Annotated in this window: 20 protein-coding genes; 16 read left to right on the top strand and 4 right to left on the bottom strand. The window is 36.8% G+C overall.

The window, feature by feature from the left end:
• The first annotated feature begins 27 nt into the window (after nt 1-27).
• The 3 genes from AC3WTI_RS13470 to AC3WTI_RS13460 all read left to right on the top strand — a co-directional run bounded on the left by AC3WTI_RS13470 (nt 28) and on the right by AC3WTI_RS13460 (nt 1582).
• Nucleotides 28-816 carry an enoyl-CoA hydratase gene (locus AC3WTI_RS13470; protein WP_098903352.1) on the top strand — a complete coding sequence of 263 codons (789 nt, stop codon included), beginning with the start codon at nt 28-30 and terminating at the stop codon, nt 814-816.
• Nucleotides 817-917: 101 nt separating this feature from the next.
• The gene (locus AC3WTI_RS13465; RefSeq protein ID WP_087957525.1) at nt 918-1238 is read left to right on the top strand and encodes a YjcN family protein; all 321 of its coding nucleotides are present in this window, start codon (nt 918-920) and stop codon (nt 1236-1238) included.
• A 17-nt stretch (nt 1239-1255) separates the two neighbouring features.
• Nucleotides 1256-1582, top strand: coding sequence for a nucleoside triphosphate pyrophosphohydrolase (locus AC3WTI_RS13460; protein WP_060487647.1), 327 nt, complete (start codon nt 1256-1258; stop codon nt 1580-1582).
• Between the two features lie 21 nt (nt 1583-1603).
• On the opposite strand, the gene AC3WTI_RS13455 is transcribed toward AC3WTI_RS13460, so the two are convergent.
• Complete coding sequence (locus tag AC3WTI_RS13455) at nt 1604-1783, bottom strand: hypothetical protein (protein ID WP_087957526.1); 180 nt, start codon at nt 1781-1783, stop codon at nt 1604-1606.
• Nucleotides 1784-1909: 126 nt separating this feature from the next.
• Between AC3WTI_RS13455 and AC3WTI_RS13450 the strand changes: the two genes are divergently transcribed.
• From AC3WTI_RS13450 to AC3WTI_RS13440, 3 genes are all read left to right on the top strand, one after another.
• Entirely contained in the window at nt 1910-2959 is a 1050-nt protein-coding gene (locus AC3WTI_RS13450) for a M42 family metallopeptidase (RefSeq protein ID WP_087957527.1), read from the top strand.
• Nucleotides 2960-3253: 294 nt separating this feature from the next.
• Nucleotides 3254-4843, top strand: a complete 1590-nt coding sequence (locus tag AC3WTI_RS13445) for an N-acetylmuramoyl-L-alanine amidase (RefSeq protein ID WP_087957528.1) — start codon at nt 3254-3256, stop codon at nt 4841-4843.
• Nucleotides 4844-4984: 141 nt separating this feature from the next.
• Entirely contained in the window at nt 4985-5938 is a 954-nt protein-coding gene (locus AC3WTI_RS13440) for a TRM11 family SAM-dependent methyltransferase (protein WP_048526434.1), read from the top strand.
• Nucleotides 5939-6070: 132 nt separating this feature from the next.
• On the opposite strand, the gene AC3WTI_RS13435 is transcribed toward AC3WTI_RS13440, so the two are convergent.
• Entirely contained in the window at nt 6071-6316 is a 246-nt protein-coding gene (locus AC3WTI_RS13435) for a YflJ family protein (RefSeq protein ID WP_253621707.1), read from the bottom strand.
• Between the two features lie 84 nt (nt 6317-6400).
• Here AC3WTI_RS13435 and AC3WTI_RS13430 point away from each other — a divergent pair, with 84 nt between their 5' ends.
• The 3 genes from AC3WTI_RS13430 to AC3WTI_RS13420 all read left to right on the top strand — a co-directional run bounded on the left by AC3WTI_RS13430 (nt 6401) and on the right by AC3WTI_RS13420 (nt 9071).
• A complete protein-coding gene (locus tag AC3WTI_RS13430) occupies nt 6401-7453 on the top strand; it encodes a proline racemase family protein (RefSeq protein WP_253621492.1) in 1053 nt (350 codons plus the stop codon).
• A 19-nt stretch (nt 7454-7472) separates the two neighbouring features.
• Nucleotides 7473-8450 (top strand): ornithine cyclodeaminase family protein, encoded by a 978-nt coding sequence (locus AC3WTI_RS13425; protein WP_253621493.1) that lies wholly within the window; start codon nt 7473-7475, stop codon nt 8448-8450.
• 333 nt (nt 8451-8783) lie between these two features.
• Complete coding sequence (locus AC3WTI_RS13420; RefSeq protein WP_375377828.1) at nt 8784-9071, top strand: hypothetical protein; 288 nt, start codon at nt 8784-8786, stop codon at nt 9069-9071.
• A 162-nt stretch (nt 9072-9233) separates the two neighbouring features.
• On the opposite strand, the gene AC3WTI_RS13415 is transcribed toward AC3WTI_RS13420, so the two are convergent.
• A complete protein-coding gene (locus AC3WTI_RS13415) occupies nt 9234-9572 on the bottom strand; it encodes a hypothetical protein (protein ID WP_087957533.1) in 339 nt (112 codons plus the stop codon).
• Nucleotides 9573-10042: 470 nt separating this feature from the next.
• Between AC3WTI_RS13415 and AC3WTI_RS13410 the strand changes: the two genes are divergently transcribed.
• The 7 genes from AC3WTI_RS13410 to AC3WTI_RS13380 all read left to right on the top strand — a co-directional run bounded on the left by AC3WTI_RS13410 (nt 10043) and on the right by AC3WTI_RS13380 (nt 17253).
• Nucleotides 10043-11629: an ABC transporter substrate-binding protein gene (locus AC3WTI_RS13410; RefSeq protein WP_253621495.1), complete on the top strand. Its 1587-nt coding sequence runs from the start codon at nt 10043-10045 to the stop codon at nt 11627-11629.
• A gap of 55 nt (nt 11630-11684) precedes the next feature.
• Nucleotides 11685-12635 (top strand): ABC transporter permease, encoded by a 951-nt coding sequence (locus tag AC3WTI_RS13405; RefSeq protein WP_253621496.1) that lies wholly within the window; start codon nt 11685-11687, stop codon nt 12633-12635.
• Nucleotides 12636-12641: 6 nt separating this feature from the next.
• Nucleotides 12642-13493, top strand: a complete 852-nt coding sequence (locus AC3WTI_RS13400) for an ABC transporter permease (RefSeq protein WP_071759203.1) — start codon at nt 12642-12644, stop codon at nt 13491-13493.
• Nucleotides 13494-13519: 26 nt separating this feature from the next.
• Entirely contained in the window at nt 13520-14512 is a 993-nt protein-coding gene (locus tag AC3WTI_RS13395) for an ABC transporter ATP-binding protein (RefSeq protein ID WP_253621497.1), read from the top strand.
• Entirely contained in the window at nt 14505-15476 is a 972-nt protein-coding gene (locus tag AC3WTI_RS13390) for an ABC transporter ATP-binding protein (protein WP_000544129.1), read from the top strand. The genes AC3WTI_RS13395 and AC3WTI_RS13390 overlap by 8 nt, the downstream gene beginning before the upstream one ends.
• Before the next feature lie 653 nt (nt 15477-16129).
• Nucleotides 16130-16534: an alpha-ketoglutarate permease gene (locus AC3WTI_RS13385; protein WP_144488353.1), complete on the top strand. Its 405-nt coding sequence runs from the start codon at nt 16130-16132 to the stop codon at nt 16532-16534.
• 560 nt (nt 16535-17094) lie between these two features.
• Nucleotides 17095-17253 carry a hypothetical protein gene (locus AC3WTI_RS13380; protein ID WP_179951735.1) on the top strand — a complete coding sequence of 53 codons (159 nt, stop codon included), beginning with the start codon at nt 17095-17097 and terminating at the stop codon, nt 17251-17253.
• Between the two features lie 170 nt (nt 17254-17423).
• Here the strand turns inward: AC3WTI_RS13380 and blaIII are convergent, their stop codons facing one another.
• On the bottom strand, nt 17424-18371 hold the full coding sequence (blaIII, locus tag AC3WTI_RS13375) for a class A beta-lactamase BlaIII (protein ID WP_492304370.1): 948 nt from the start codon (nt 18369-18371) through the stop codon (nt 17424-17426).
• Nucleotides 18372-18693: the final 322 nt, after the last annotated feature.

The following is an 18693-nucleotide window of genomic DNA, read 5'->3' as shown; positions in this document are numbered from 1 at the left end:
TCTTTATGTAGAAAAGAGGGGTATATAATGGAAGTAACAAGTAAAACAGAATCTGTCATTGTGAAATATGAAGGAAACGTTGCAACGGTTATGGTCAATCGCCCAGAGGTGTTAAATGCATTAGATGAGCCAACGTTAAAAGAACTATTACAAAAACTGAAAGAAGTAGCGGAGAGTTCTGCGCATATTGTTGTGTTATGCGGTAACGGCCGCGGTTTTTCTGCGGGTGGAGATATTAAATCAATGCTTTCAAGTAACGATGAAAGTAAGTTTGATGGCATTATGAATACTATTTCTGAAGTCGTTGTGACTTTGTATACGATGCCAAAGCTTGTGATTAGTGCGATTCATGGACCAACTGCTGGTCTTGGATTAAGTATTGCATTAACAGCTGATTATGTGATGGCGGATATTTCATCCATTATTGCGATGAACTTTATTGGAATCGCTTTAATTCCAGATGGTGGCGGTCATTTCTTCCTGCAAAAGCGCGTTGGTGAAAATATGACGAAGCAAATTATTTGGGAAGGAAAGAAATTATCGGCGAGCGAAGCGCTTGATATTGGCTTAATTGATGAAGTAATCGGTGAGGATTTCCAAACGGCTGTGAAGCAAAAAATTAGTGAATGGTCACAAAAACCGATCAAAGCAATGGTTCAAACGAAGCAAATTTTATGTGAAGTAAATCGTTCTAATTTAGAACAAACACTGCAACTTGAAAAACGCGGCCAATATGCGATGAGACAAACAGCGGATCATAAAGAAGGAATTGCTGCATTTTTAGAAAAGCGTTTGCCAGCATTTAAAGGGGAATAAAGTGAATGATAGTTTTACTACCGGTTAATTTAAGGTAAAGGGGAGAAAGTGCTAACACATTTTAGTATAATTGTGTTAGCACTTTTTTTAAGGAGTAATGCATGAAAAAAATTATAGGTGTTATGGGTATAATTTTGTTTGTATATTATGCTTTGCATAGTACACCGTCTATGGCGTTGCGAACTGCTTTGTTTTTTGAAGGACATCCAAGCGTTGCGTTTTCTGACGGGGTGACGAAAGAAACAGATGTGAAAAAAGAAGCAATTCCAGCTGAATACCAAACTTTATATGGCAAGGAAGAAGAAGGATCAGAGCACTATTTCTTTCCGCACGTAAGAGCAAAAGGATCAGGAATTGATATGATTAGTGCATGTGTGACGAAGAAATGGTTTTTCTATACAGCAGAGCTCGGATGTTATTAAACATAGGAGGATGAATGATGTCAGCATATAACAAGTTAGTAAGAGATCGTGTTCCAGAGAAGATTTTGATGTCTGGAAAAACATATACAGCACAAAAGCTAACAGGACAAGCGTACATACAAGCTTTAGCGAAAATTGGAACGGAAGAAATTCGTGAATTTGCTTCTATGAAAGAGCGTGAACATGCACTTGATTCTCTTGCGGATGCACTGGAAGTAATCATTTCATTAGCGCGTGCAGAAGGTGCAACAATTGAGGATGTAGAACGTCTTCGTAAGAAAAAAGAAATAGAGCGCGGTGGCTTTGAAAGAGGTATTTATTTATTAGATGTGTCAGAAGAATAGGTTTGTAGGAAAAGCATAGCGTTACTCATTAACGCTATGCTTTTTTGTTGCAATTAAACTAATAATGAAGAAGATAGCTGTTACTACCCAGCCAATTGTAATAGAAGTAGTAGTATGAACTGCGTAAGAAACTTGTAAACAAAGTAATGATGCTAAAAACCAAATGAGTGCAATGTGTACATATTTTTTTGATGTATTCATATTGTATAACTCCCTTTGTATACTAAAGTGAATTTTACTACAGTTCAGAAAATTAAGCTATATGAGTAGAGGTTTTCTAGCAAATTTTGTATACTAAATAATAGGGAAAATGAGGAGGAAACGACAATGGCACATCATACGAAAGAAACGATGGAACTGATTAAGGAGCTTGTCTCTATTCCAAGTCCGTCTGGGAATACAGAGAAAATTATTCGTTTTATTGAAAACTATGTAAGTGAGTGGAACGTAGAAACGAAGCGTAACAATAAAGGCGCTCTTATTTTAACGGTAAAAGGGAAAAATGATGCACAGCACCGTTTATTAACGGCACACGTTGACACGTTAGGTGCGATGGTGAAAGAAATTAAGCCTGACGGTCGTCTAAGTCTTTCTATGATTGGTGGATTTCGCTGGAACTCTGTAGAAGGGGAATATTGCGAAATTGAAACATCAAGCGGTAAGACATATACAGGGACGATTTTAATGCATCAAACATCTGTGCATGTATATAAAGATGCAGGTGAAGCGAAACGAGATGAGAAAAATATAGAAGTTCGTATTGATGAGCGTGTGTTTTCAGCTGATGAAGTACGCGAATTAGGCATTGAAGTAGGAGACTTCGTTTCATTTGACCCACGTGTTCAAATTACAGACAGTGGATACATAAAATCACGTCATTTAGATGATAAAGTAAGTGTTGCAATTTTATTAAAATTAATTAAGAGATTACAAGATGAAAACGTAACATTACCATATACAACTCATTTCTTAATTTCTAATAATGAAGAGATTGGATACGGTGGTAATTCTAACATTCCAGAAGAAACGGTTGAATATTTAGCGGTTGATATGGGGGCGTTAGGTGATGGACAAGCATCTGACGAATATACAGTATCTATTTGTGCAAAAGATTCTAGCGGTCCGTATCATTATGCACTGCGTAAACATTTAGTAGAGCTTGCGAAAACGAACAATATTGAATATAAAGTAGATATTTATCCGTACTATGGATCGGATGCATCGGCTGCGATTCGCGCTGGATTTGATGTGAAACATGCATTAATTGGAGCGGGTATTGATTCTTCCCATGCATTTGAGCGTACACATGAAAGTTCGATTGCGCATACAGAAGCACTTGTTTATTCATATGTATTATCAGAGATGATTGCGGAATAAGAAAAGAAATAGGCTGCCAGGGGTAGCCTATTTTTTATTTGCAGAGAAATCGACTTTATTTAACAAAAAGTAAATTAATTGTAATTTATCCCGCTTTAATGGGCAGTAAGACCCCCACCCCACTGATTAAAGTTTCACTTTATTTTACAATATTAAGAAAGTAGGTTTACTACATAATTCGAGTATTATAAAATAATAGAGGCGCACTAATTTTTTTTGTCTGAATTCAATATAATTTGTATATTAAGATTACGAGTTATTAAATGATGATTGTTGAGAGGAGTATTATTTTTTATGAAGTATCGTGCAGTCGCGGCAGGTATTTTAGCCGCAAGTTTATTATCGTCTCCCGTAAGTAGTTTCGCAGCAGCGAAGAAGTTTTCGGATGTTCCTACATGGGCGCAAGAATCAGTTGATTATTTAGTAGGTAAAAAGGCGCTTGATGGAAAGCCAGATGGAACGTTCTCTCCATCTGAAGCAGTAGATAGAGGGTCAGCTGCAAAAATTTTAGCAGTCGTTCTTGGTTTACCAATTGATCCAAAAGCAAAGCCATCTTTTAAAGATGCACAAAACCATTGGGCAGCTCCGTACATTGCTGCAGTGGAAAAAGCAGGTGTAATTAGTGGAGATGGTACTGGTAAATTCAATCCATCAAGCCAAATTAACCGTGCATCTATGGCATCTATGTTAGTACAAGCATATTCATTAGATAAGAAAATTATTGGAGAACTTCCAACACAGTTTAAAGATTTGGAACCTCATTGGGGTAAGAAACAAGCTAATATTTTAGTAGCTTTAGAGATTTCTAAAGGTACGGGAAATGGCTGGGAGCCTGAAGGAACTGTAACTCGTGCAGAAGCAGCTCAATTTATTGCGATGGCTGATCAAAATAAAACAGATACATCAAAAAGAATGTATATGAACAGAAACTTTATTACATATCATCAACCATCATTATCATCTGGTATTACTGATGTTCAGCATAAGCCACAAATGGTTGTAGTGAAAGAACAAAGAGCAGATGGCTGGTTAAAAATTGTAACAAGTAAAGGTGAGAAGTGGACACCTATACAAGAAAAAACAGAAACGATTAATCAAGGCTTTACTGCGTATGAGACAGCTTCACATAGTTCTAAAGTGCTAGGTACATATAATGCACAAACAGTAACGATTATGGAAGAGAGTGGCAGCTGGATTCGAATCCGCGTAGGCGCTGGTTTCCAGTGGGTTGATAAAAACCAATTAAACCCAGTGAAGCAAGAGAACTTCTTAGAAGGTAAAGCAATTATTATTGATCCAGGTCATGGTGGAATTGACTCAGGTAATGTTGGTTATTACGAGAAAGAAAGTGAAACGGTATTAGATGTATCATTACGATTAAAGAAAATATTTGAGCAAAAGGCACCATTTACTGTTATGTTCACTCGTACAGATAATACACGTCCAGGAGTAAACTCAACAGATTCATTGAAAAAACGAGTAGAGTTTGCACAGGAACATAATGGAGATATCTTTGTAAGTATTCATGCTAATGGCTCTCAATATAAAAATGGACAAGGTACAGAAACATTATATTATCAGTCAGCAAGAGCAAAAGTAACGAATCCACATGTAGAAGACAGTATGTTATTAGCACAAAAAATTCAAGACCGTCTTGTAGCAGCACTTGGAACAAAAGATCGTGGTATAAAACATCAGGACTTATACGTAACTAGAGAAAATACAATGCCAGCTGTATTAACAGAATTAGCATTTGTAGATAATAAAAGTGATGCAGATAAAATTGCTACACCAAAACAGAGACAAGCTGCAGCGGAAGCGATTTATCAAGGTATTTTAGATTATTACGAAGCGAAGGGTAATAGCGTATCTTCTTTCCGTTAATAAAATAAAAGAGATTGCCAATAGGCAGTCTCTTTTATTTATTAACGTTTCTCTTTATTTCCGGCATGTGATATCATTTAATTTTATATGAAAAATTACTGTAGTAATTGCAATTATAACGATATAGAGGATGATCATAGATTGAATAATCATAGTAAAACACCTGCATGTATATATACGTATGCATTTCGTGAGGAGGAGCGTGCTTTATGTTACTTGGAAATGCGCTCGTTCTTTGGAACGGAGTCTCACGTTAATATTTTGAAAAGTGATGTCAAAATTGACCCAAGTAGAAGTGCGTTTATAAAAGAGCGCGTTGAAGTGATGTACGAGGGAGACGACTTAGAAAGCATTTTAAAACAAGTAGAACAAATTGATTTGGCGGGGGCTTCATTTAAAGTTATATTCGTTAAAATCAATGACCTCGTTGGAGAGAATAAAATTGAATATGGAGAAAGACGTCTTATTGAACGAGACCTTGGCATGCATATTGAAGGAGAAGCGGATGTTCGTAATCCAGAGCGTGTATTCGGAATTGTTCCTCTTGGAGGACGCTGGTACTTCGGACACTATGTAGAAAGCGAGCCAGTTTGGTATCATCACATAAAAAAACCGCATAGTTATTCGACATCTCTAAGCACACGTGTTGCGAGATCAGTTGCAAATATCGCTGTACCAAATCCAGAGGGAGTACGAGCAATTGACCCGTGCTGTGGTATTGGAACAGTAGTAGTAGAAGCACTTTCTATGGGAATTAATATCGTTGGTAGAGATATTAATCCACTTGTAGTTCTTGGAACGAGAAAAAACATCGCACATTTCGGGTTTGAAGGAACAGTAACAAAAGGTCCGATCGAAGAAATTACTGAGAACTACGACGTTGCCATTATCGATATGCCGTACGACTTATTTACGCACGCGACACCAGAAGACCAACTCTCCATTCTTTCAAGTGCACGCCGCATCGCTAAAAAAGTAGTCGTTGTCACGATGGAAACAATGGACGACATGATCCATGAAGCAGGATTCGAAATTACAGATCGCTGTGTTACAAGAAAAGGATCATTTACTAGACAAATTCTTGTTTGTGAATAAGAAAAGAAGGTCACCCGTTTCGGTGACCTTTTTTGGTTTGTATTGATGTGTGATTGGTTGGTGGAATGGAGGAGTGATTTGTCGGTAAGTCAATATTCCATGTCGAATCGTCGATATCGCTACATTAGCATATTACTGTTCTTTTAATTTCTCTTGTTGTGCGATTAGTAAATTGCGTAATACGTGTCCGCGGTAACTTTCTAGTTTTCGTCCTTCGTGATAGCGCACGCCTAATTTTTTTAGTTCGGCTACGTACCAGCCTTTTGTGCCGTAGTACATTGGATCACTTCCTTTTTGCTTTTGAACAGTATATGTTGGGGGTGGAAGTAACTTTCCATTGAAAATAATAAGCCTGGCTGTATCAAGGTTCCATAAAATAATTTCCGGACCGTGTATAAAAAAATAGACAGTAGTGTATGCTTTTTTACACAATGTATACAAATTTATACCCTATGCGTTGGCATGATATTTGCAATAAAAATAGTATCAACATATAGGGGAGAGATAGAAATGAAGGTTAGTAAAGTGTACACGACAATTGATGCTCACGTAGCTGGGGAGCCGCTTCGAATTATTACAGGGGGCGTGCCGGAAATAAAAGGAGACACGCAGCTAGAAAGACGCGCATATTGCATGGAACATTTGGATCATCTTCGCGAGATTCTTATGTATGAGCCGAGAGGACACCACGGTATGTACGGTTGTATCATTACTCCGCCTGCGAGTGCTCATGCTGATTTTGGCGTATTATTTATGCACAATGAAGGATGGAGTACGATGTGTGGGCACGGCATTATCGCTGTTATTACAGTCGGAATTGAAACAGGTATGTTTGAAGTGGCAGGTGAGAAACAGAAGTTTATTATTGACAGCCCTGCCGGGGAAGTCATTGCGTACGCAACATATAACGGGAGCGAAGTAGAGTCCGTATCATTTGAAAATGTTCCTTCATTTGTATACAAAAAAGACGTTCCTATTAAAATAGATGACTATGAATTCCAAGTAGATATCGCGTTTGGCGGAGCTTTTTATGCGGTAGTAGATAGTAAAGAATTTGGTTTGAAAGTCGATTTCAAAGACTTACCTGCTATTCAAACGTGGGGCGGTAAAATTAAGCACTATATTGAAAGCCAAATGGAAGTAAAACATCCACTTGAAGAAGATTTAAAAGGAATATACGGCGTTATTTTCTCCGATGAACCGAAAGAAGAAGGTGCCACTTTACGAAATGTAACGATCTTTGCTGATGGGCAAGTAGATCGTTCTCCTTGCGGTACAGGAACTTCCGCAAGAATCGCAACTCTTTTTGAAAAGGATGCTTTACAAAAGGGAGAAATTTTCGTCCACGAATGTATTACTGACGGGAAATTCGAGGGAGAAGTATTGTCGGTAACAGCGGTACATACATATGAAGCTGTCGTTCCGAAAGTAACGGGGCATGCATTTATTACAGGATTCCATCAATTCGTTATAGACCCGAGAGATGATTTGAATCGGGGATTTTTGTTAGGATAGAAGAAGGAGGTGGAAAGCTATGCTAGTCATAAGCGCGAACGAACAACGAAACTTAGTAAATATGAATGAAGTCATTGAATACGCGGCGCTTGCTTTAAAAGAATTTTCCGCAGAAAGAACGATCACACCAATACGCGGCTCATTACCATTTGCGAACGAGAAAAATACGGCATTAATTATGCCTTCAGTAGCGGAAGGACTTGAAGCACTTGGTTTAAAAGTAGTAACAGTAGTCCCCGAGAACAAAAAGATAGGAAAGAAAACGATAAACGGGATTGTGATGCTATCAGACTTTCAAACGGGAGAACCGCTCGCACTTTTAGAAGGATCCTACTTAACGATGATTCGAACAGGGGCTCTATCAGGAGTAGCGACAAAATATTTAGCTCGTCATAACGCAAAAACTTTATGTATTATCGGGACGGGTGAACAGGCGAAGGGAATTGCTGAAGCAGTATTTGCGGTAAGAGATATCGAAAAAGTCATTTTATACAATCGAACAGAAGAAAAAGCGTATGCATTTGCGCAATATATACAAGAGAAATTCAATAAACCTGCTTATGTTCACACAAATGCAAATGAGGCAATAAGCGAAGCAGACATCATCGTCACAACTACGAACGCATCCACACCAGTCTTCTCAGAAAAACTACAAAAAGGCGTCCACGTAAACGCCGTCGGCTCATTCAGGCCAAGTATGCAAGAACTACCATCCCAAGCCATCGCGGGCGCAAACAAAGTAGTAGTCGAATCAAAAGAAGCAGCACTAAAAGAAACAGGAGATCTTCAAGTTCCAGTGCGAGAAGGTTTATTTGAAGCGAGCGATATCCACGCTGAACTTGGACAAATCATTAGTGGAGAAAAACCTGGTAGAGAGAGCGATGAAGAGATTACTATTTTTAAATCGGTTGGTTTGGCGGTAGTGGATATTATCGTTGCGAAGTATTTGTATGAGAGAGCGGTGGAGCGTGGGGGTGGGAATAGGATTGAGTTTTGAGGGAGACTGCCTTTTGGTGGTCTTTTTTGTGTGGGTTGAGGGGTAATAACATTAATGGAAGAAAAATTACAGATGAGAATAGAGGGGAGAGGAATTCTCCCCTTTTTTATTATGCATGCAATGTGAATTCATATTTCTTATTTATTTTGTTTGCAATGGTTTCTAAATTTTATAACTGCTGTACAGTATAACCATAACCATAACCACTACTAGCAAAATGGGAAAGGGTGTTATTTGAAACTGAACCTCTCATATTTCCATCGTCTTAAAAAAGATTTATAGTTATATTATAAATCTTCTTAAGGAGAGGATATATTGAATAAGAAAAACTGGATGAATATTGCCATTTTAATAATTTTATTATTAATAATAGGCTACATATCTTACACAATGTACTGCAAAAATATTACGCAAGATAAAGCTTCAAAAGTAGTGATAAATTACATGAAGGATAAAGAAAATATAGATCTTGTAGTTACTAAAGTTGAGATTTTACATGGAGTACGTGAAGGTTTTATTGATGTAGAAGGTTATTCTAAAAATGATAAGAAGAAGGTAATCCGCGTTACAATAAACAAAACGCAAAACTATTTAGTCTCCGGTTGGGGATTTAAGGGTTAAAGATAAAAGATAAAAGATAAAAGATAAAAGATAACTACCAATGGCATCTGTTTTATGAAGCAATTGGTAGCTAATCCGTTGATTTCCCTATTAAGCTTAGGGTTCCAAACGATGTTCTTTTTTATACCGTCGTGCATTTTATTATTAGAGGGGCAGCTTTTTTTACCATTCGCGCCATTCTTCAGTTATATCTTCTTCGGATTCTAAGCCAGCTATTCGTGCAGCTGCATCGATAAATTCATAGAGATCTTCTCTTTCCATTGTTTCGATAAAATGGTCATGTTCGATATTTAGTTCATTTAGTTTAATCACTACCTCTTTAACAACTTGCATTACTTCGACCTCGGTTGGGTTCTCCCCTAATTGCTGTAAATTGTTAATGTAAGTGTCAAGAGCCGTATTTGTTGCACTTATATTTTCTTCAGTGAAAAATTCCCCATCTTCATCATACTCGACCCATGAGGTTGTTGGTTTGTTTTTTTTCAATTCATCAAATGTCATAATAACCTCCTAAATGTGTTTTTTGTCTTTAATTCCATTCTACATTTTCGATCACATATAACAATCATTCTAGAGGGGTTTTCTGTAAGTTAATAGTTTTTCAACTCATTTTATGAGGCTACTTATTCGTGGTCTTTTTATTTTCCCCTACGCATAAATATAGTTTATCCCGCATTAACGGGCAGTAAGACTCCCACCTCAAAATTCGGCGAATGCGGAGGAGTTAGGTGGGAGTCGGGCTGCCCGTAAAAGCCCGATTGGTGAGGGCTAATAATCAGTGGGGGATGGACAACCCCCCACTGATTAAAGTTTCACTTTATCGCAAGAATGCACGAATAGATTACAAACTTTCTACCTTTGCGAAAAAGTTTGACAATACATACGGGTAGTGGTAATTTAAAACCTATAAGAAAACTCGGTATTAATTCCGAGTTTTCTTATAGGTGTAAATAGTCGAGAGGGGTCGAAATATGAAGAAGAAGTTGTTTGTATTACCATTTGTCCTACTATTATTTATTGCATTAGCTGCTTGTTCAGGGGAAAAAGATTCGAAGCAAGCAGGAACTAGTAAATCAGGGACTCCGAAAGATGGAGGGGCGTTAACGATTGGTGTTAGTGATAATCCGGATACGATGAACCCGCTTTATGCGAATGATCGTGTGTCGTTAACGGTGCAGCAAGCTTTATATGCACCGCTGTATCATATGGAAGACGGTAAGAAGAAATTTGTTCTTGCTGAGAGCTTTACGCCTTCAGAGGATCAATTAACGTGGACATTGAAGTTAAAAGATAATTTGAAATGGCATGATGGTAAGAAAATTACATCAGACGACATAGCATTTACATTCCAATCTATTTTAGATGAGAAGCAAAATAGCTCAAGTCGTGAAAACTTTGTTTTTAAAGGAAAACCGCTTGAGGTGAAAAAGGTAGATGAGTTAACAACTCAATTCGTTTTACCACAAGTAAGTGCATCTTTTGAAGGTGTGATGAATGATTTCTTCCCAATTCCGAAACATGTACTTGAAGGGGAAGCAGATTTAGCGAAGAGTAAGAAAAACTTACAACCTGTAGGATCAGGTCCGTTTAAGTTTAAAGAGTATAAGTCTGATGAGTACGTTGCATTAGATCGATTTGATGATTATGTAGGTGGTAAAGCGAAATTAGACTCTATCGTATATCGCGTTGTAAAAGACCGTAATACAGCAAATGTTTCACTACAAAATGGTCAAATCAATATGAAGATGATTGAGCCGCAAGACTTTAAGAAATTAGATAGCACTGGGAACTTCTCAATGGTGACATTCCCTGAAGGTAGATTATTCTACTTATCTTATAACCAAAATACAGATCTTATGAAGAAAAAAGAAGTGCGCCAAGCAATTGCGCATGCGTTAGATAAAAAAGAAATGATTAACTCTGCATTCGTTTCTAGTCAATTTGCAGAACCAGCAAATTCAATTTTAACGCCAGACGCTATGTATTATGCGAAAGATATTAAAGACTATAAGTATGATAAAAAAGAAGCGAAAGATTTATTAGCGAAAGCTGGCGTGAAAGATAAAGAAAAAGTACGCGTGATGTATGTAACGAATAATAAAATTATGGAAAGCTTAGCGCTTTATACACAACAAAAGTTAAAAGAAGTTGGCTTAGAAGTTGAACTAAATGCATTAGATGCTAGTGCGGCAAGTGAAAAAGGCTTAGATAAAGAGAATAAAGAATATGACATTACATTTGGTGGTTACATAATGGGACCTGAGCCAGATTCATATAAGAGCTTATTCTTAAGTAATGCTGAATACAATTATGCACGATATAAAAACGCTGATTTCGATAAGTTATGGGAAGAAGCTGCAGTTGAAACAGATAAAACGAAACGCGCAGAACTATACCATAAAATTCAAGAGACAGCTAGAGAAGATTTACCTTATCTACCAATTGCGTATCCGAAAGCGGTTATTGCAGTAGATAAAAAGTTTGATGGATTAAAAGAAGCAAAAGCAATTCCAGTTACAATGTTTGAAGATTTATCTAAGATTTATGAAGTGAAATAAGAAACAGTAAAGAAGCTGGTGGAAATCAGCTTCTTTAGCTTGAGGGGGGAAGTTTGTGTATAAAGTAATTGCGAAGAGGCTTTTAAATGCAATTCCGCTTTTATTTGTTATTTCTATTATTTCTTTTCTATTAATAAAACTAGCACCGGGAGATCCCGTTCGAAACTTTTTCACACCAAATATGAGTCCAATTGATGTTGAGCGTATTCGAAAAAGTTTAGGACTAGATCAACCAATTTACGTGCAGTATTTTTTATGGTTAAAAAATATTTTAACAGGGAACTTTGGTTACTCACTTCAAAATCATCGTCCTGTTTTAGATCTTATCGCAGAAAGATTACCCGCAACAATTGGGTTAATGGGATCATCTTTACTCGTCTCATTCGTAATCGCAATACCACTTGGACTATTTACAGGTGTGAAAAAGAATTCGTTCTTTGACCGCATTGTAAACTTTATCTCTTATGTGGGAATCTCAATGCCAGTCTTTTGGTTCGCTTTACTATTAGTCTACTTATTCTCTTTAAAGTTGAATCTTCTTCCGAGTATGGGGATGCGTACAGTCGGTCAAGATTCTTTCTTGGATATTGTTAAGCACGGCATTTTACCTTGTATGGTACTTGCGTTCCAAAACGTCTCTGTTTATATGAGATATATTCGCTCAAGTACAATCCAGCAACTAGAGGAAGATTACGTACAAATTCAATATGCGTACGGTGCTTCAAAGAAAAGCGTTTTATTTAATCACGTACTTCGAAATGTATTAATACCGATCATTACAATTTTCGGATTATCCATTCCAAGTTTAGTAGGCGGAGCGTTCATTACGGAAACAGTTTTCTCATGGCCGGGACTTGGTTCACTCGGGGTGAATGCTATTTTTAGATTTGATTATCCAATTATTATGGCAATCACATTATTATCATCGTTCATGTTAATTCTCGGTAATTTAATTGCTGATATTTTATATGGCGTAGTAGATCCGCGCATTCGAATGAGGGGGTGATTTGGAATGAATAATAGGAGATTTCAAACGATAAAAAGTAGTTTTACGAAAAATAAGTTTGTACTAATGGGAGTTATTATACTTGCGGTTTTAACGATTGCATCGATTTTTGCATTCGTATCGCCATACGATCCTAGCAAAATGTCAATTCCAGATCGTTTACAAGAACCGAGTATGAGTCATCCTTTCGGCACGGATGATTACGGAAGGGATTACTTAACGAGGGCATTATATGGCGGACGCGTTTCGCTTGCGGTTGGTTTCCTTGCAATGGTTGTATCTATTACAATTGGAACCGCAGTCGGAACAATTAGCGGATATTATGGCGGAAAGTTAGACAACTTCTTAATGCGAATTGTTGAAGTACTTATGTCAATTCCATCATTCTTCTTAATGCTGTTATTAAATGCTTATTTAAAACCAGGAATTACGACATTAGTTCTTATTATTGGATTACTAACATGGATGGACACCGCTCGTATTGTAAGGGCAGAAACACTATCTGTAAAAGAGCGTGAGTACGTTTTATATGCAAAAGTATCAGGACAAAAATCACTCACAATTATTGTAAGACATATCATTCCTAACATTTTATCAACTATTATTATCGCTGCGACATTAACAATTGCGACATCGATTTTAATGGAATCATCACTTAGCTTTTTAGGTTTAGGTATTAGAGAACCAGATTCTTCTTGGGGCAGCATGCTAAACAATGCGCAAGGATACATAGGTGAAGCTTGGTATTTAACACTCTTCCCAGGGTTCCTTATTCTTTTAACGGTACTTAGCTTTAACGTAATTGGTGAAGCATTGAAGAAAGCTTTCGCGCCAAAAGGAGCTGGAAATGAAAACTAAAGTGTTAAGTGAAAGGAGTGAGAAGCGTGTCTGAAAAACTATTAGAAGTGAATAATTTAAAGACTTCTTTTTTCATAGAAAGCGGAGAAGTAGAAGCGGTTCGCGGCGTTACATTTCGTTTAAATAAAGGAGAAGTAGTTGGTATCGTTGGGGAATCTGGAAGCGGGAAGAGTGTAATGGCGAAGTCTGTTATGTCCCTCGTTACATCACCAGGAAAAGTGAAAGAAGGGGAAATCCTTTTTCATAATGAAAATATCCTTTCTAAATCTGAGAAAGAATTACGTTCTATTAGAGGAAATCAAATTTCACTTATATCCCAAGATCCAATGTCTGCGCTAAATCCAGTCGTAAAAATTGGAAAGCAAATGACGGAAGTAATTATACGACATCAAAAAGTGAAAAAGAAAGAAGCAGAGCAGATCGCGATCAACTTGTTAACACAAGTCGGTCTTTCTTCACCAGAAGAAAGGGTAAAACAATATCCGCATGAACTAAGCGGCGGAATGAAGCAGCGAGTTATGATCGCAATGGCGATGTCTTGTAACCCAGACCTTCTCATTGCGGACGAACCGACCACAGCGCTTGATGTAACGATACAAGCACAAATACTAGATTTAATGAAAAACTTAAAAAATGAAACGAACATGGCGTTACTTCTTATTACGCATGACTTAGGAATAGTCGCGCAAAACTGTACACGCGTTATCGTTATGTATGGCGGGCTTATTATGGAAGAAGGACCTGTACTTGATATTTTCCAATCGCCGAATCATCCATATACGAAAGGGCTATTAAACTCTCTGCCGAAAATATCGAACGGCGTAAAAGAAAGACTCGCGCCAATTCAAGGTGTAACGCCAAACTTATTAAACCCGCCAAAAGGTTGCCCATTCGCAGAGCGTTGCCCGCATGCGATGGACATTTGTGAAAAAGAACGTCCGCCATATTTTGAAATTGGTAACGAAAGACGTTCCATGTGCTGGTTAAACGATAAGACAGTAGGTGAATCACATGCATGAAGAAAACTTAATTGAAGTTCGGAATCTAAAAAAGTATTTTCCTATTAAAAAGGGGCTATTCGGCAGAAAAACAGAGCAATTAAAAGCAGTCGATGACCTCAGCTTCACAATTAAAAAGGGTGAAACATTCGGACTAGTAGGAGAATCGGGCTGCGGAAAATCAACGACAGGAAGAAGCATTATTCGTTTACACGATGTCACTTCAGGTAACGTTTTATTTGACGGAAAAGACATCGCAAGCTTAAAGGAAAGTGAACTAAAAGAATATAGAAAACGAATGCAAATCATTTTCCAAGATCCATACGCATCATTAAACCCGGCAATGAACGTTTTCCAAATTATTAGCGAGCCAATGAACATTCACGGATCTTATGAAAAAGAAGAACAAAAAGAAATCATATTAGACCTTCTAAAAAAAGTAGGCCTAAAAGAAGAACACTTATATCGCTACCCGCACGAATTTAGCGGAGGGCAGCGCCAGCGCATCAGCATCGCGCGCGCACTATCTGTAAAACCAGATTTTATCCTATGTGACGAACCAATCTCAGCGCTAGATGTTTCAGTCCAAGCACAAGTCGTAAACATGCTGCAAGACATCCAAGAAGAAACAGGAGTCACATACTTATTCATCGCACATGACCTATCTATGGTAAGGCACATATCAGACCGAATCGGAGTCATGTACTTAGGAAACATAGTAGAAATTGCCGACAGCGAAGACCTATATACAAAACCGGCACATCCATACACACAAGCACTACTCTCATCCATGCCAGAACCAGATCCAACAAACATAGGAAAAGAACGGATTATCCTAGAGGGAGAAGTACCAAGCCCACTCAACTCACCATCCGGCTGCAAATTCAGAACGCGCTGTAAATTTGCCACTGAAAAATGCGCCCAGGAAGTACCGAAGATGGTTGAGATTGCGAAGGGGCATGAGGTGGCTTGTCATTTGTTTTAGATTTGAGGAAAAGCATTGGGGACCTAGTGATATTTCGGTTGGTAATATGATAGCCGGTATGGCTTGTAGCGTTAAATAATTTATATAATAAACAATAAACATAAAAAAGAGCTAAGGTTCTCATACAGCCTTAGCTCTTTTTTATGTTTGTTAAACAATATCCTTTCAAAAAAATATTTAAGTCTATATTTATAATTTTTTCTATCTTAATGCATAAAGACAGGGAAGGATTACATTTAATTCCCTTCCATACTTCTGATGGGGACATCAATGAGATGTTGTTTTTTGTTCACGGATTTTTAGCATCTTTATTTATAATGTTTTGAATGTAAACTAATAATAAAAAGTTTGCTTTCAAATTAGAAAAGGTTAATTCCTCACTCCACCCCAGTTAAAAACCCCACACCCGAAAACAAAGGGGAACTCAATAGTTTAAGCTCATAAAAAATTTCAATATTGTCTAAGCATCCCTTAAAATATACAATTGATTATCTATTTTTCTTTACATAATCTCCAGATACAGTCCATATCAACTATAGATTCTTGTCCTATGCTAAATGTAATCAAAAAGTAAGTAGATAAAGACAATGACTAAAACATTAACTCTAGATACTTTTTGATGAATATTACAAATAAACAGGAGGTAATGAAAAATGATTAAAACATTATTAGCAGGAGCACTTTTAAGTACAGGATTGGTAGCGGGAGGTGCAGTAGGTGCAGATGATGCGAAAATGGACAATTTAAAGTCAAATGAAGGTAGTTCAAATCAAGTAATTACACAGAGTGCAGATGGAACAACGTCTTTCTCACAAAACTTTGATGTACCTAAAGATGCAGTGCCAGCAACTCCTAAAGGAGACGCAAAAACAGTTGAAAGAACAGAAGGTACAGGTTCTCAAGAAGGAAAAATGGTAGGGACAAAAGAAGGTACAGATTCTCAACCAGGATTTGAAATGGGAGCCCCTGAGAAACCAGAATATGCAAAAACAGTTGAAAGAACAGAAGGTACAGATTCTCAAGAAGGAAAAATGGTACCAGCAAAAGAAGGAAATTAAATAATATATAGTTATAACGAGGAGCGCCCAAAAAAGTGGTGCTCTTTTTATATTATAGGAATTAACTAGTTCTACTGAATATAGAACTGTAGGAGGAATTGAGGCTAGAACATGGGGCCTATCTCTTCAAATCATGGTGTTTAGGGCAATAGTTTTGGTGGTAACGTTACAATACAAACATTTTATTAGAGATTTTCTAAATTTACATACACTCTAGATAGACTACATATCAACTTCAGATACTTGTTTTATGATACAAGTAATTTAACAGGGCACTCTTTTATGTACAGGAGATTATTAGCAGGTGGAGCAAATGTTGAAGATGTACAGACAGATAAGCATATTCCATATGAACAAAATGAATTGTAGCAAATTCTAGAAAAGTACGATTCGAAGAAGTTTGAGTTATAAAAAGAAAATAGATAAATATAGTGAAATAGATAAATTAACAAGAGAAAAGTACTTTGTGTATATCACAGGTGATTTTTATTTTCATTTGGATATAGGACTTAAATCAAACTTTTATACTAAAATATATACGGCAAAAAGGAGGGAGTATATTGTACAAAATTATTTATGGAATATTAATTTTAATGTGTACTTTGTATTCATTTTTTGTAAGTGACGGAAGTGAAGTAAGGTTTATTATGTTGTTAACTATAGTACTTATCTTTTCTGTGGTTTTAGAAAAAGGAAATGCAAACAAAACGACTGATTAAGGGTCGTTTTGTTTGCACTTTTTTAATTGGCTATTACAGTCCAGATGTTTTAGGGGGAGCACCAAATTTCATTTTTGGGGCACTATTAAATTTTTAGTTGATGAAAATATGGTGCAACTCCTACTAGAGAAAACACCGTCTAAAATAGAAAACTTTTAACCTATTATCATTTATTCCGTAGCTTTTAAGGTATTTAACACGACTTTGGTTGCGTCTGCAATAAGTTTATCATCGTATTCAGCATCTTCTTTATCATGATTAGAAAGTATAGCAAGAACAATTGGCTTTTTATTTGGTGGCCAAATAATTGCGATATCATTTCTTGTTCCGTAAGATCCCGCGCCTGTTTTATCAGCTACTTCCCATCCTTTTGGTACGCCCGCACGAATCAATTTATCTCCAGTTGTATTTCTCTTCATCCAATCTACTAATAGTTCACGTTTTTCTGTTGGAAGTGCAGTCCCTAATGTAAATGATTGAAGCGTCTTAGCTATTGCTTCTGGTGTACTGGTATCATGTGTTTCTCCTGGATGCACTTCATTTAATTCAGGTTCAAATCGTTCTGAAGTAGTAACAGTATCTCCCATTTCTCTCAAGATTTTTTCAAATTCAGAGGGACCTCCTAACTGTTTAAGAATCAAATTATGTGCTGTGCTGTCACTATATCGAACAGAAGCATCTGCAAGTTCTTTTAACGTCATTCCTGTATCAACATGCTTTTCAGTAATTGGATTATAATTAGAAAGATCTTCATGAGTATACGTAATCCTTTGATCAAGAGCTTCTAATGAGTTCTTGCGTAAAAGAGCGCCCACAGCTAATGATTTAGATGTAGATGCAAACGCAAAACGATCATTTGAATGATAAGCAATAGTTTGATTCGTACCTGTGTCCAGTGCATAAATACCAAGCTTAGCATCATATTCTTTTTCAAGTTTAGCAAAAGATTGATTTCCTGTATTTTCTTGTTTAATTTGATTAGCTTGATTCGATTGTTTAGGTGGTTCAGATTGAGCATTACTATTGGAACAGCCTATAAGTGATACACATGAAAGTAATACTACAGGTACAATCTTTTTGTAATGTAAAATGTTATAGAACTTGTTTAAAACGAACATAAATTTTCAACCTCTTTCAAGAATATATGGATTTTGTCTAGGTATTCTAAATACCAATGCAATTAAAGATGGCATTGGATAACAATATTACTGCAGCTAAAATTTCACAGGTTAAATGACATCCAAAACGTTTATCCTGCATTAACGGGCAGTAAGACCCCCGTTGATTAAAGTTTCACTTTATATGATTGATAAGTCACGGTTTGGGTTATTTCTTTTTTGTTTCCACTTGTAATGGTTCACCTGTAAAAGTATAACAATACATGTTTTTTACTTTTGGGAATAATAAGTCCTTTCATTTTTTTATAATACATAAAAATAG

It is taken from the genome of Bacillus sp. EB106-02-03-XG38 (genome assembly GCF_058792175.1).
The sequence above is the reverse complement of the archived record's forward strand: the minus strand, read 5'-3'. Positions and strand labels throughout refer to the sequence as shown.